10 protein-coding genes are annotated in these 14,636 nt (G+C 37.7%); 9 read left to right on the top strand and 1 reads right to left on the bottom strand.

The genetic code is table 11. From position 1 onward, the window contains the following. Window positions 1-183: 183 nt before the first annotated feature. The 9 genes from ABEB31_RS13195 to ABEB31_RS13235 all read left to right on the top strand — a co-directional run bounded on the left by ABEB31_RS13195 (window position 184) and on the right by ABEB31_RS13235 (window position 13,336). The gene (locus tag ABEB31_RS13195; protein WP_347052089.1) at window positions 184-3,189 is read left to right on the top strand and encodes a SusC/RagA family TonB-linked outer membrane protein; all 3,006 of its coding nucleotides are present in this window, start codon (window positions 184-186) and stop codon (window positions 3,187-3,189) included. 17 nt (window positions 3,190-3,206) lie between these two features. Beyond that, the gene (locus ABEB31_RS13200) at window positions 3,207-4,730 is read left to right on the top strand and encodes a RagB/SusD family nutrient uptake outer membrane protein (protein ID WP_347052090.1); all 1,524 of its coding nucleotides are present in this window, start codon (window positions 3,207-3,209) and stop codon (window positions 4,728-4,730) included. A gap of 84 nt (window positions 4,731-4,814) precedes the next feature. Continuing rightward, on the top strand, window positions 4,815-5,993 hold the full coding sequence (locus ABEB31_RS13205; protein WP_347052091.1) for a cellulase family glycosylhydrolase: 1,179 nt from the start codon (window positions 4,815-4,817) through the stop codon (window positions 5,991-5,993). A 160-nt stretch (window positions 5,994-6,153) separates the two neighbouring features. Then, window positions 6,154-7,182, top strand: coding sequence for a glycoside hydrolase family 43 protein (locus ABEB31_RS13210; RefSeq protein ID WP_347052092.1), 1,029 nt, complete (start codon window positions 6,154-6,156; stop codon window positions 7,180-7,182). A 232-nt stretch (window positions 7,183-7,414) separates the two neighbouring features. After that, window positions 7,415-9,226, top strand: a complete 1,812-nt coding sequence (locus ABEB31_RS13215; RefSeq protein WP_347052093.1) for a glycoside hydrolase family 2 protein — start codon at window positions 7,415-7,417, stop codon at window positions 9,224-9,226. Window positions 9,227-9,311: 85 nt separating this feature from the next. Then, window positions 9,312-10,334: a glycoside hydrolase family 43 protein gene (locus ABEB31_RS13220; RefSeq protein ID WP_347052094.1), complete on the top strand. Its 1,023-nt coding sequence runs from the start codon at window positions 9,312-9,314 to the stop codon at window positions 10,332-10,334. A gap of 20 nt (window positions 10,335-10,354) precedes the next feature. Next, on the top strand, window positions 10,355-11,527 hold the full coding sequence (locus tag ABEB31_RS13225) for an aldose epimerase family protein (protein WP_347052095.1): 1,173 nt from the start codon (window positions 10,355-10,357) through the stop codon (window positions 11,525-11,527). A 298-nt stretch (window positions 11,528-11,825) separates the two neighbouring features. Continuing rightward, window positions 11,826-12,803, top strand: a complete 978-nt coding sequence (locus tag ABEB31_RS13230; RefSeq protein WP_347052096.1) for a glycoside hydrolase family 43 protein — start codon at window positions 11,826-11,828, stop codon at window positions 12,801-12,803. 146 nt (window positions 12,804-12,949) lie between these two features. Beyond that, window positions 12,950-13,336, top strand: coding sequence for a DoxX family protein (locus ABEB31_RS13235; RefSeq protein ID WP_347052097.1), 387 nt, complete (start codon window positions 12,950-12,952; stop codon window positions 13,334-13,336). Window positions 13,337-13,411: 75 nt separating this feature from the next. On the opposite strand, the gene ABEB31_RS13240 is transcribed toward ABEB31_RS13235, so the two are convergent. Next, window positions 13,412-14,608 carry an FAD-dependent oxidoreductase gene (locus ABEB31_RS13240; RefSeq protein WP_347052098.1) on the bottom strand — a complete coding sequence of 399 codons (1,197 nt, stop codon included), beginning with the start codon at window positions 14,606-14,608 and terminating at the stop codon, window positions 13,412-13,414. Between the last annotated feature and the right edge of the window lie 28 nt (window positions 14,609-14,636).

Below are 14,636 nucleotides of genomic sequence, written 5' to 3' on the forward strand. Positions count from 1 at the left end.
ATGGACTATCTGTAAAATTAAGTTTGAAAAATTGAACCATTATTAATTTTGAAACAAAATGAACAATGTATTAGTACAAGAAAATAGTAATTGCTTCCTTGTCCGTCAGGCGGATGATTAAAAATTGACTATTAATTTAAACCAAACCACAAAAAGAAATAACTATCTAAAATGCAACAATCAATGAAAACAACGTTCACTCACTTTTTAACAAAGAGATATTACCTCTTGGTTTTCTTTAGTTTATTACTGCAGTCTGCATTTGCCCAGCAGATCAATGTCACGGGAAAAGTGACAGCTGCGAGCGGAGAATCGGTTCCTTTTGCCAATGTTACTATAAAAGGGACTTCAAATGGTGCTGTTACAGATTTTGACGGAAGCTATAAAATCTCTGCTGCCGGAAACCAGACACTTGTTTTTAGCTCTCAGGGCTACAAAACAATGGAAATTGCGATTAACAATCAAACTTCTGTAAATGTTACTTTACAGGAAGATGCCATGAAACTCGATGAAATAGTCGTAGTAGGTTACGGATCACAACAGAAAAAAGACCTTACGGGCGCTGTTTCTTTGGTAAAGGCAGATGAAATTCAGAAGCGTCAGGTTACTACAGTTGCGGACGGACTTCAGGGCCTGGTTACCGGAGTTAAAGTTCGTGGCGGCGGACGTCCCGGACAAGAAGCAAATGTTGAAATTCGCGGATTGAAAAATCTTCAAAACACAAATCCGCTTTACGTTATTGACGGATTGGTTACCTCTGCCAACAGAGATTTTAATCCAAATGATATTGAGTCGATCCAGGTTTTAAAAGATGCTTCCGCAGCAGCGATTTACGGATCAAGAGCTGCAAATGGAGTTATTATCATTACCACAAAAAAGGGTAAAAAAGGTCCGCTGCAGGTTGATGTTTCTGCAAAAACCAGTTTTACAACTATGCCAAGATATGATTTAATGGGGACAGAAGAATTTGCCAAATACAATAACATGGCTTATGACAATGCCGGATTTCCAAGACAAAATCTAAATATGGCCGTAAATACAGACTGGCAGGACGAAGTTTTTGAGACTGGTATGATTCAGGATTACAACGCGAGCGTTTCCGGCGGTGGAGAAAATTCTACTTTTTTTATGTCCGGAAATTATTTCGGAAATCAGGGAACTGTTGTGGGAACAGATTTTGACAGAATTTCCTTCCGTGTTAATTCAAGCGGTTCAAAAGGAATTTTTAGCATCGGTGAAAACCTGGCCATCAGTAATTCTAAAACAGATGAAATGTCGGGTAATCCCATTATTGATGTCTACAGGTTAACACCAACAATTCCGGTTTATGATCCTGCAAATCCCGGAGGTTTTGGTTATGGTAAACAGGGTGTTGCTGATACTTTTGGTACAAACCCAATTGCGATTGCAGATTTATCAAACGCTATCAACGAAAATTTCAGAATCCGAGGAAATATCTGGTCGGAACTAAAATTTGCACCATGGTTGAAATACCGTTTCAATTTTGGTTATGAAACCAGTTTTGACGACTACAAATATTTAAGAAAAATTGGAAACTGGACTTTAAACCAGCCACTGGATAATTCCATTGTGGATCAAAACAAAGGAAGATCTGAAACTTTGCTTTATGAAAACACACTGACTTTTAAAAAAGAATTTGGAAAACATGATCTAACCGTATTAGTGGGTCAGACTTTCCAAAAGGACAAATACAACCAAATTTATGGTACAAAGAGAAATGTGCCTATAAACTCGGGAACCGGACAATATTACGAAGTCTTAAACCAGGGTGATTCTCCTGTTGTTGGAGGTTTTATAAACGAAGCTGCGCTGGCATCTTACTTAGGAAGAATAGAATACAATTATGATAATCGCTATTTACTGAATGCCGTAATAAGACGCGACGGGTCTTCGAGATTTAGTGATGAAAATAAATGGGGAAATTTCCCTTCTGTTTCAGCGGGATGGAGAGTAAGCAATGAATCTTTCTTTAAATCAGAATTTATTAAAGATTTAAAATTAAGAGCAAGTTACGGTGAATTAGGTTCGGGAAATATTGGTAATTATGAATATAAAAGTTTCATCAATAACTTCGGACAGATCGTATTGGGCAATGAGCAGAAATTATATCCTTCTGCAGCTCAGGTAAAATTATCCAATGCACAATTGAGATGGGAAAAGCTAAAACAAACCAATTTCGGTTTGGATTTAGGAGTTTTAAATAATGACCTTCGTCTTACAGCAGATTATTTTATTGCACGTACAGAAGATGTATTATTTGGTTTCCCAATTTTACTAACAACTGGAAATGACGGCGGAAATCCTATTTCTAACGCCGCAACTGTTGAAAATAAAGGTTTTGAATTAGAATTGGCTTACAGCAAAAAAATAAACGATTTCTCTTTTAATGCTTCTGTAAATTTCACGAAAGTAAATAACAAACTGGTTTCTCTAGGAAACGGACAAAACGAAAACATTTCAGGAAACACGATTACGAGAGCCGGTTTGCCAGTAGGAATGTGGTATGTTTTGCAAACAGATGGATTGTTTCAAAACCAGCAGGAAATTGACAACTACAAAACGCCGGGCGGACAAGTAATTATGCCAGGTGCGGTTCCGGGAGATATTCGTTTTAAAGATGTTAACGGAGACGGGCAAATTACAAGTGATGATAAAGATATTGTGGGAAGTCCGTGGCCGGAATTTGAAATGGGTTTAAATGCGGGAGCAGAATACAAAGGTTTTGATTTTTCTATGAACTGGATCGGTTCTCACGGTGCAACAGTTTACAACGGATTTAGAAGTGTTGTAGATCGTTTTGATGACAACAGTAATTACAGAAGCGGGATTCAGCCGTGGACGCCTGAAAATCCAAATACAGATTTCCCGAGAGTAACCAAAGGTTCTACGCTAAACTCAAGAGGAGACAGTAACCGATTTTTGGAGAATGGTGATTTTATCCGGTTAAAATATATCGGATTTGGTTATAACCTGCCGAAAAGTGTTTTAGAAAAAGCAGGAATTACCAGAGCAAGACTAACGCTTTCTGCGCAGAACGTAATCACTATTACCAAGTACAAAGGTCTGGATCCGGAATTTACAAACGGGAATATTTTTGAAAGAGGCTTTGATAACGGAGCATTCCCGAATCTGAAAACGTATTCTTTTGGTGTTGAATTTGGCTTTTAATTTTAAAAAATAGCATAATGAAAAAAATAATCATAATAACCGCAGCTTTTCTGGGCCTTGTTTTTACAGCATGTGAAAAAGAACTGGACCTGAATAGCCCAAATGATATAACAGTTGACCAGTACTGGAAAACAGAAAGTGATGCACAGGCAGGAGTTAACTCCATATATGCCATGTTTTACAAAGATGGTTTATGGGCGAGATGGATGTATTTCCGTCTGGATTTAACTTCAGATGAAGGATATAGTAACAGTCCGTGGACAGAATTGGCAGACTGGACGAGATTCAACTATATCAATTATAATTTTTGGGAAGGAAACTCCGTAACCTGGAGGGATACTTACAAAGCAATCTTCAGATGTAATCAGGTTTTGGCCAATGTTCCGAATATCACTTTTAAAAATGAAGATACTAAAAAACAAATTATTGCTCAGGCCAAATTTTTCAGAGCCTTGCATTACTACTATTTAGCAGTGATTTGGGAAGATGTTCCGTTGGTTTTAGATCCTTCTACGCCTTCAGATCTTCCACAGCAGAAAAAAGTAGCTGAAATATGGACGCAAATTGAAAAAGATCTCAATGAAGCGTACGAAGATTTACCAAGAGACTGGTCAGCTTCAGAACTGGGAAGACCGGATAAAGGCGCAGCAAAGGCATTTTTGGCTAAAACGTATATGCAGCAGCATAAATGGACAGAAGCAAAAGGAGCGTTGGAATATTTAATTACGGGTGCTGGAGCAAAATACAGCCTGCAGTCCAATTACAGAGATAATTTTACAGATGTACATGAAAACAACAGCGAATCTGTTTTTGAAATCCAGTTTGGAGATCAAAGAAAAGGCGATACCGGCGAAGGCCAAAATGCTGCAGTTTCCAGTAACCGCGGTCAGTTTTTTGCACCAAGAGGAATTGGATGGTCAGACGGACAAGCTCGTTTTTGGCTGGTAAATGCATTTAAAGAAGAAAAAAACAAAGACGGGAATCTTGATATTCGTTTACGATGGACATTATATTATCCGCAATTGCTGGCAGATTTTGGAGACAAAACATACGACAGAAACTGGGAATGGAACAATGATGAAGCGTGGTTTAGAAAAGGAAGCCGCGATTATTACAGAAATAATGAAGATTATTACAGCCAGGTAAATTACAGACTGGTGCGTTACGGTGATATTTTATTACGTTATGCCGAAGTTTTAAACGAGTTGGGAAGTACTGTAGAAGCGTATCAATATGTTGACCTGGTAAGAGCCCGTGTTAATATGAATACACTGGCTGTCGCGCATCCTGAAATAGGAACTGATCATGACAAATTCTTGGAACGTTTAAAAATGGAAAGAGTGTTGGAATTAGCCGGAGAAAGTGTTCGTTGGGAAGATTTAAAACGCTGGGGAGATTTAGATTCTCAGGCTTCTGTTGATAAAATTTCGCTTCGTGATCCGGATTTTAAAAACTTCAAAGTGGGCAAAAATCAAAGAATGCCAATTCCACAGGTTGATGTAGATAATAATCCAAATCTGGACCAAAACTCAGGATATTAAAACTTATTTTTTAAAGGAATCGGAAAGCTATTCCGATTCCTTTAATCACCAAAGAACAGTTGTTCTAAATTAAGAAAACCTATAATGAAAAAAGTAAAATTGTATCTGACCATTGTGTTAGCAGGACTTGTATTGCAAAGCTGTAACAAAACAAAAAGCAATACAGAAGAAACTAAAAACGAAACAGCACTAGTTGAAAAAAGAGAAATCTGGACGAAAGATCAGGCAAATGACTGGTATGGAAAACAGCCATGGCTGGTTGGAGCCAACTATTATCCAAGTTCTGCCATAAACCAGTTGGAAATGTGGCAGGCCGATACTTTTGATCCGAAGCGAATAGATCAGGAATTGGGCTGGGCAGAAGGCATCGGGATGAATGTAATGCGCGTTTACCTGCAGGATTTACTCCATCAGCAGGATGCGGAAGGATTTTACAAGCGCATGGACGAATTTTTAGCTATTGCTGATAAGCATCACATCAAAACGCTTTTTGTATTATTTGATTCCTGCTGGGATCCGTTTCCGGTTTTAGGAAAACAAAGAGCACCAAAACCACATACACACAATTCGGGCTGGGTGCAGAGTCCGGGACAAAAAGCACTTCAGGATAAATCGCAATATCCTCGCTTAGAGAAATATGTAAAAGAAACGGTTTCACATTTTAAAGACGATAAAAGAGTTTTAGGCTGGGATGTCTGGAACGAACCAGATAATATGACGGGACCTTCGTATGAAAAAGTCGAAATCAAAAATAAGGTCGAATTAGTTTTACCATTACTGAAGCAGGTTTTTGCCTGGGCAAGGTCGGTAAATCCTTCACAGCCGCTTACTTCGGGAGTCTGGACAGGAGACTGGAGCGACGAAGCTAAAATGCTCCCGATGCACAAATTACAGTTGGAACAGTCTGATGTTATTTCATTTCACAATTACAATACGCCGCAGGATTTTGAAAAAGTGATCAAACAATTACAGCGTTATGGAAAACCGCTTATCTGCACAGAATATATGGCCAGACCAAACGGTAGTACGTTTCCGGGCTTTCTTCCCGTTGCCAGAAAATACAATGTGGGTATGATTAACTGGGGATTTGTAGATGGAAAATCACAAACGAAATACGCCTGGGACAGCTGGACAAAAACGTATACTGCTGAACCAAAAGTGTGGTTTCACGATATCTTTCATGCAGACGGAACTCCTTATATCAAAGCTGAAACAGATTTTATTACAAAGATGACGGCTGAGGCGAACAAAAGAATTAGATAATGTGGTAATTAGATAATTAGAAAATTTGATAATTAGAAAATTGGAAAATTAGAAAATTGGAAAATGTGGCAATTAGACAATTAGTGAGTTAATACATTATTTAATTATCTACTTATCAAATTGACTCACTAACTCATTGACTCATTAAAAAAAAGAGCTTATGAAAACATTAAAGAACTTATTTTTTCTACTGGTGATTGTGAGCAGCTTTTCCGCGAAAGCGCAGCAACCCAATCCGCCGGGACAAGTTAAAGGAAATGAGAAACCTCAGAACGAAGCTTATCTTTTTGCGCACATGACGCATAATGATTATGGCAGATTGTATTATTCGGTAAGTTTGGACGGACTGCACTGGGAAAATCTGAATAATGGAAAGCGTGTTTTTGAAGATTATAAAGGACATCCCGATATCTGCAAAGGGCCTGATGGCAAATATTATATTGCCGGAAATACCGGAGACGATGCAAAAGAAATTAATATCTGGGTTTCTGATGATTTAATAACCTGGAAAAAACATGCTGATTATACGCCTGATTTAAAAAGCACTCCGGATTATTCCAACGCTTTGCAGCGCATAGGTGCTCCAAAACTATATTATGATGAACCATCGGGAAAGTTTATCATGACCTGGCACACGCCGCATCTGGAAGGAACTAAGGAAGACGGCGAGCGTTATTGGGCAAGTCAGCGTACTTTGTATGTTTTGTCTAAAGATTTAAAGACTTTTGAGGGAACGCCAAAACGCCTTTTTGACTGGGATATGGGCACGATCGACGTTTTTATTCGCAAAGTAGGCGATTCTTATTACGCCGTGATTAAGGATGAAACTTATCCGACATTGTACTGGACGACCGGAAAAACAATTCGAATTGCTAAATCTAAATCTCTTTTAGGTCCTTATTCTTTGCCACAACAATCAATTAGTCCAAATTTTAGAGAAGCTCCAATGTTGATTCCCTCGCCGGACGATAAAATCTGGTACATGTATTACGAACAATATCCGGGAGTTTCGTATGGCTTATCCATTGCAGATAATTTAAACGGTCCCTGGTTTCAGGCATCAGGTTATACTTTTTTCTCAGATTGGGACAAATACAGTCTTCCGGAAAAAGTGCGCCACGGCTGCATGATTACAATCTCTAAAAAAGAATACGACAGTTTGGTTAAGAAATTCGGCGTCGTTAAATAGTTATAGATTATAAGTTATGAGTTATGAGTTAGGAGTTAGTGTTTAATCTGAAATAAGAATAGATTTTATACTTATAATTTATCACTCATAATTCATAATTTAAAAAATTGGTTAGTTTAAGTTTAGTTTGTGATTGCCAGACTGTTCTGTGGAAAAAACAGTCTGGTAATTCTTTTAAGTTGAAAAATAATATTGCAATGTTTTTATAAAACAAAGCATAAATCGATATGAAATGAAAAAAAGCAGCATTCTATTTTTAGCCCTGTTTTCGGCATTTATTGCAAATGCACAATGGAAACCACAGGGAGATAAAATAAAGACCAAATGGGCCTCGGAAGTAAATCCGTCGAAGGTTTTGCCGGAATATCCGCGTCCGATTATGGAACGAAATGATTGGAAAAACCTAAACGGATTATGGAAATATGCCATTCAGGAGGCAGGAAAAGCAGCGCCTTCTAAATACGATGGTGAAATTCTGGTTCCGTTTGCTGCAGAATCCAGTTTGTCGGGTGTTATGAAAACTGTTGGTTCTGCGAACGAACTTTGGTATGAAACCAATTTCAGCATTGACTCCAATTGGAAAGGCAAAAACATCCTGCTACATTTCGGCGCTGTCGACTGGAAAACAGAAGTGTATGTAAATGATATCAAAGTAGGTTCGCATACCGGCGGATACACTTCATTTTCTTTTGATATTACTCCTTTCCTTAAAAGCGGATTGCAGAAATTAGTTGTAAAAGTATGTGATCCTTCAAATGACGGGCCTCAGCCAAGAGGAAAGCAGGTTAAAAATCCGGAAGGAATTTGGTACACGCCGGTAACCGGAATCTGGCAAACAGTCTGGATCGAGCCTGTAAATGCTAAAAACATTTCAACTTTAAAAATCCTGCCCAATTTAGATCAGAACAGCATTGGTATAAAAGCAGAAGTTGCAGGCGCAAATGCAGGAGATTTTATAGAAATTACTGTTTTGGATGCCGGTAAAGAAATCGCCAAGGAAAAAGCGGTCGTTGGGGAAAGCGTAGACATTATCTTAAAAAATCCGAAAGTATGGTCGCCGGAAAACCCTTTTCTGTATCAGACAAAAATTAGTCTGCTTAGCAAGAATAAAACAGTTGATGAAGTAAAAAGTTACTTTGCCATGCGAAAAATTGCTTCTAAGAGAGATGTGCACGGCATTGTGCGTATGCAGTTAAACAACAAAGATTACTTTCAATACGGACCTTTAGACCAGGGATGGTGGCCAGACGGATTGTACACTGCTCCAACAGATGAAGCTTTGAAATATGATATCATTAAAACAAAAGAATTAGGTTTTAATATGATTCGTAAACACGTAAAAGTAGAGCCGGAGCGCTGGTATACGCACTGTGATCAGTTAGGGATTTTGGTCTGGCAGGATATGCCGAGCGGCGATGAACAGCCGGTTTGGCAACAACAAAACTATTTTGAGGGAACAGAACTTCAGAGAACCGCAAAATCTCAGGAAATCTATAAAAAAGAGTGGAAAGAAATCATGGATCAATTGATTTCTTATCCAAGTATTGTTGTGTGGGTGCCGTTTAATGAGGCCTGGGGACAATTTAAAACTGTTGAAATTACAGAATGGACAAAAAACCACGACCCAAGCCGTCTGGTGAACTCATCAAGTGGCGGAAATCATTTTCAGACCGGTGACATTTTAGATCTACACCATTATCCGGATCCGGAATTGTATTTGTATGATGCCAGAAGAGTAACGGTTTTAGGGGAATATGGTGGAATTGGCCTGCCGCTGGAAGGACATTTATGGAGAACAGATAATAATTGGGGTTACGTTAAATTTAAAAATGCCAGTGAAGTGACAGCGGAATACATTAAATATGCCCAAAAGTTAAAAGGTCTGGTAAAATCGGGATTCTCAGCAGCTGTATACACGCAGACAACAGATGTCGAAGGCGAAGTAAACGGTTTTATGACTTATGATCGTAAGGTTGATAAAATGGACTTTCAAAAGGTAAATGCGATGAATAAAGAGGTAATAGAGGTTTTGAATAAGAAATAATTTCTTGTTTCCGCAGATTTATTTTCAACTGATCTCTGTATCAAATAGTCACTAAAGTCTGCGTAAAAAATTTAACACAACAACGATGAAAAAATATTTAATTCTTTTGCTGTTCACCACGCTAAGTTTTGCGCAGCAGAAAACATTCCAAAATCCGATTTTGCCTTCGGGTGCAGATCCTTATTCCACTTATTATAAAGGCTATTATTACTACACTAATACGCTTGGAAATAAATTGGTGTTATGGAAAACAAAAGATTTATCAGACATAAAAAAAGCCAAAAGCAAAGTAATTTGGGAGCCGCCAAAAGGTACCGCTTATTCAAAAGAAATCTGGGCCCCTGAGTTTCATGTAATCAATGGAAAATGGTATTGTTACTTTGCTGCAGACAATGGTGATAATAATAACCATAGAATGTATGTCCTTGAAAACAAATCCGCTGATCCCTTTAAAGGAAAGTGGAACTTTAAGGGGAAAATAGCGGCCAAAACCGATAAGTGGGCAATTGACGGAAATGTTTTTGAGTATAAAAAACAGCTTTATATGATCTGGGCCGGATGGGAAAGCGATACCAACGGACAACAAAATATCTATATCGCCAAAATGAAAAATCCATTAGAAATAGAGGGCGAAAGAGTTTTGATTTCATCTCCGGGTCATGACTGGGAAACTCACGGCGCTTTGCACGATGATATAAATCCGGCGCAGGTAAATGTGAATGAAGGACCACAATTTCTATCGAATGGCGAGAAGGTTTTTATTGTTTTCTCTGCAAGCGGATGCTGGACTGATTTCTACGCTTTAGGGTTGTTATCGTTTAATGGCGATACTAATTTACTGGATGCTTCGGCCTGGAAGAAATCTCCGGAGCCCATTTTTAAGCAATCTGCCGAAAATAAAGTGTACGCACCAGGACACAATTCATTTTTTAAATCTCCTGACGGAAAAGAAGACTGGATTTTATACCATGCCAATTCAAATCCGGGAGAAGGATGCGGTACCAAAAGATCGCCGAGAATGCAGAAAATAAGCTGGGATGCGAACGGTTTTCCGGTTTTGGGTGTTCCGGTAAGTGAAGAAACAATTTTGGCAATTCCGTCTAAATAATAAATTTAAAAATTTATCCAATGAAAAACATACAGATTGCAGCGGTTCTGCTGCTTGCCCTTTTGCAATTTAATTGTAAAGACACTAAAAAGACTGAGGCTGAGGTTGCTAAGGAAGTCCAAAAGGTTAAAACAGATTCTGTTTTAGAAGCCAAAAATTTTGATACCATTATCGATGGTAAAAAAGTGGCTTTGTACTGGATTGAAAACAAAGGAATAAAAGCGGCTTTTACCAATTATGGCGGGAGATTAATAGGATTGTGGCTTGCAGATAAAAACGGTAAACAAACCGATGTTGTAACAGGTATGAATTCTGTAAAAGGATTTAAAAATTGTACAGAGCCTTATTTTGGAGCGACAATTGGAAGGGTGGGCAACCGTATTGCAAAAGGGCAGTTTACATTAGAAGGAAAACAATATCAGGTACCCCTGAATAATGGAAAAAATGCATTGCATGGCGGCGTAAAAGGCTTTCAGGATGTTGTCTGGGATGTGGCAAAGAAAAATAATAACACCTTAGTTTTTAGTTACGTTTCGCCAGATGGCGAACAGGGTTTTCCTGGTAATTTAACGGTAAAAGTAACGTATATACTCGAAGCAGATCAAAGTATAAAAATGGAATATGAAGCGACAACAGATAAAACAACCGTAGTGAATCTGACTAATCATGCCTTTTTTAATTTGAATGGAGAAGGGAGTGGTACGATACTTAATCACGAACTACAGATCTATGCTGATCAATTTACATCGGTTGATGAAGGTTTGATTCCGTCAGGAGAATTAAGGTCAGTAAAAAACACGCCTTTTGATTTTACATCGAGACACACGATCGGAGAACGGATTGAAATGAAAGACGAACAATTAAAATTCGGTAAAGGCTATGATCACAATTATGTACTTTCCAGAGCAAAAAATAAAGGACTTATTCATGCTGCCACCATTGCGGGGGATGTTTCAGGTATAACTTTAGATATTTATACGGAAGAACCTGGAATACAATTTTATAGTGGCAATTTTATGCAAGGTAAAAATGTGTTTAAATCGGGTGTTAAAGATGATTTCAGAACTGCTTTTGCTCTAGAAACCCAGCACTTTCCAGATGCTCCAAACCAGCCAAAATTTGCTCCGATAATTTTGAAAAAAGGTCAAAAATACCATACCATTTCGCTGTATAAATTCTCAATAAAAAAGTAATTGTTTGAAAAAAAAGCAGTTTAATTTAGGACAGGTGAGTGGGTAATATTGAAATAGATTCTTTAAAGTTAATTTTTTACATTTTGAATGAATTTGTATAACAAATTTCCTGCTGATTTTAGGTAATGAAATAATGTGCTAATTGCTGATTCCATTTTTGACTAACAGGAGTTTATAAACAGTAAAAAACAGAATTTTTTCATTAAAAAACCGCTATAGTTTTTATCTATACTGAATGTTTAACTTTTTAATTGTGATATGTTTATATTGTTTAACTTAAATAATAAAATTAGATGTAATGAAAAAATATTTAAGCCTCTTTAGTTTGCTTTGTTTCTTTATTTGTTGCTCTCAGGAGAAAGAAAATACTAAAATAACCAAGCCAAAAACGTCACCAATTTTGCTGGCAGATCCTACTATTTTTTACGATAAGGGAACTTATTATTTGTACGGAACAACGTCGGGAGAAACTCCTTTAAACGGAGAAGGTTTTCTGGTTTATACTTCCGGCGATTTGAAAAACTGGAAAGGTCCTGCCGGTACACAAAATGGTTTAGTGTTGAAAAAAGGTGATGCTTTTGGGACCAAAGGTTTCTGGGCGCCGCAGGTTTTTAAGTACAACGATAAATTCTTTATGATTTACACAGCCGATGAAAATATTGCAATCGCAAGTTCTGACAGTCCGCTTGGGCCTTTTAAAAACGAATTCAAAGCGCCAATGTTCCCATCTGAAAAACAAATTGATCCTTTTGTCTTTTTTGATCAGGACGGAAAGAAATATTTGTACCACGTTCGTTTAACCAATGGAAACCGAATCTTTACAGCTGAATTAAGAGATGATTTTTCGGGAATTAAAGAAGAAACCCTTAAGGAATGCATTTCCGGTGTGCTGCCCTGGGAAAATACGCAGAATGTAAGCTGGCCGGTTACTGAAGGTCCGACCGTTTTAAAACACAATGATTTGTATTATATGATTTATTCGGCAAACGATTTTAGAAATCCTGATTATTCAGTAGGATATGCAACTTCAAAAAACCCTTTCGGACCATGGGAAAAGTCAGCTGATAGTCCGATAATCAGTAAAAAAAATATTGGAATAAATGGTTCAGGACATGGCGATGTTTTTTATGATAAAATCGGAAAGATGAAATATGTGCTTCATACGCACTTTAGCAATAGCGGGGTTTCGCCAAGAAAGGCAGGAATTATCGATATTGATTTTGAAGGAACTAAGATCAGGGCAAATGATAAAACTTTTATCCTTTTAGAAGAATAAATTTGTTGATTTTAGAGTTGATAACCTGAAAAGAGATGTTTTGTGACATCTCTTTTTTTATGCCTATTTTTTAAATTAAAAGGTTATACCTCCCGAATAACTAAATTTTGTATTTTAGTTTGCTATAAACCCAAAATATATCTTTTATGAATTCAAAAAACACAGATTTAGGATTATTAATATTACGCATAAGCATTGGCGGACTGATGCTCTTTCATGGAGTATCTAAAATTCTGCACGGAATCTCATTTTTAACCGATAATTTGGGAGTAGTAGGTTACGCAGTCTACATTGGAGAAGTTTTGGCGCCATTGGCTATATTGTTGGGCTGGCGTACTAAAATTGCCTCGGTAATTTTTGCAATTAACTGTATTGTGGCTGTTGCAGTTGCTCATTCTGGTGAGATTTTCTCAATAAGTGATCACGGAGGCTATGCGCTAGAGTTATTAATGCTTTATCTGCTGGGATCAGTTGCTTTGATTTTTACCGGAGCAGGGAGATATGCTGTTTCTCACACTCATAAATGGGATTAATTTCTTAATTGTATAAATGAAAGCTCTAACTCGGAAGAATTAGAGCTTTTTTTATTTAAAGTAGCTATTATCCTGTCAATGCGCATTCTTAAAAATAGCAACCAGATTATCCAAAGCGTTTTCGGCAAATAGCTGTGTCGCATTTTCTAATGTTTCTTTTGTGGCTTTTGCAGCGCGCTGCAGCATATCATTTTCAAAATCAAAAATGGCTGTTTTTGTATCTGAATAATGATCTGAGGTCAGATTTCGGGCCAGCTCTACAGCGTCGAGTAAAGCTAAATTGGCGCCTTTTCCGGCAAAAGGAGGCATTCGGTGAGCGGCATCTCCAATCATAGTAAGGTTTTCTTTTGTTTTCCAACTTTGATTTAACGGAAAATAATATTGCGGACGCGGAATAAAATACAATTCCGAACTTGTAAAAAGAGCATTCCATTCTTCGCTCCAGTCTTTAAAAGTGGTTTTAAACCAGTTAAAAATTTGTTTATTGTCTTTAAAATCATGTTCCTTATCCTGAAGCTCTTTTTCGGTGGTTTTGGAACTGCTTAAGAACATCAGCGAACCATCGCCTTTTGTGCCGTACATTATGGTTTGTCCGTTGCCAAAAGCAAGGACTTTTCCTCCTTTAGAAAATTCAAAAAGTGCCGGTACATTTTCTTTTGCATTATAAATGGTTCCTTCAAGCATCGTAATTCCCGAATAAACAGGCTTGAGGTCGCTTAAATAAGAGCGGACTTTAGAATTTGCTCCGTCTGCCGCAATGACTAAATCGGCATACGCGCTGCATCCGTTTTTAAAATGAATCTTCCATCCCTGGTTCTCGTCTTCCATCGAAATAAAATGACTTCCCCAGATAATCGTTTCCGGTTTTAGAGAATCAATTAATACTTTACGTAAATCAGCACGATCTATTTCAGGACGTGGTTTTGAAATATTTTGTAAAGAATTGGGATTGGTTTTAGAGAATACTGCCGGAACTGCTTTTTGAACCGCATGTTCATCAAATTTCAATTCCATTTTTTGATTTACAATACGGGTTTTACTGGCGTTAGGGCGAATGTTTTTATAGAATTCATCCAATAAATCAGCTTTTTTCATGGCTTTTAAACCAGAATCTTCGTGTAAATCTAATGGCGAACCTTGTACGCGAACCTGGTGGTTAGCGTCTCTTTCGTACACTTTTACCTGTATATTCTCCATTTGTAAAAGACGCGCCAGAAGCAGGCCGCCCATTCCGCCGCCAATAATGGCTATTTGTTTATTTTGTATCAGCATAGGTGTTTATTTAAAATCTATGCTGCAA

Origin of the sequence: Flavobacterium olei, from assembly GCF_039749035.1 — a bacterium.
GTDB classification, from domain to species: domain Bacteria; phylum Bacteroidota; class Bacteroidia; order Flavobacteriales; family Flavobacteriaceae; genus Flavobacterium; species Flavobacterium olei.

What these genes read in the sequence shown, in the direction of transcription:
- ABEB31_RS13195 (WP_347052089.1), top strand. Translation starts at nt 184, where the DNA reads ATGAAAACAACGTTCACTCACTTTTTAACAAAGAGATATTACCTCTTG.
- ABEB31_RS13200 (WP_347052090.1), top strand. Translation starts at nt 3,207, where the DNA reads ATGAAAAAAATAATCATAATAACCGCAGCTTTTCTGGGCCTTGTTTTT.
- ABEB31_RS13205 (WP_347052091.1), top strand. Translation starts at nt 4,815, where the DNA reads ATGAAAAAAGTAAAATTGTATCTGACCATTGTGTTAGCAGGACTTGTA.
- ABEB31_RS13210 (WP_347052092.1), top strand. Translation starts at nt 6,154, where the DNA reads ATGAAAACATTAAAGAACTTATTTTTTCTACTGGTGATTGTGAGCAGC.
- ABEB31_RS13215 (WP_347052093.1), top strand. Translation starts at nt 7,415, where the DNA reads ATGAAAAAAAGCAGCATTCTATTTTTAGCCCTGTTTTCGGCATTTATT.
- ABEB31_RS13220 (WP_347052094.1), top strand. Translation starts at nt 9,312, where the DNA reads ATGAAAAAATATTTAATTCTTTTGCTGTTCACCACGCTAAGTTTTGCG.
- ABEB31_RS13225 (WP_347052095.1), top strand. Translation starts at nt 10,355, where the DNA reads ATGAAAAACATACAGATTGCAGCGGTTCTGCTGCTTGCCCTTTTGCAA.
- ABEB31_RS13230 (WP_347052096.1), top strand. Translation starts at nt 11,826, where the DNA reads ATGAAAAAATATTTAAGCCTCTTTAGTTTGCTTTGTTTCTTTATTTGT.
- ABEB31_RS13235 (WP_347052097.1), top strand. Translation starts at nt 12,950, where the DNA reads ATGAATTCAAAAAACACAGATTTAGGATTATTAATATTACGCATAAGC.
- ABEB31_RS13240 (WP_347052098.1), bottom strand. Translation starts at nt 14,608, where the DNA reads ATGCTGATACAAAATAAACAAATAGCCATTATTGGCGGCGGAATGGGC.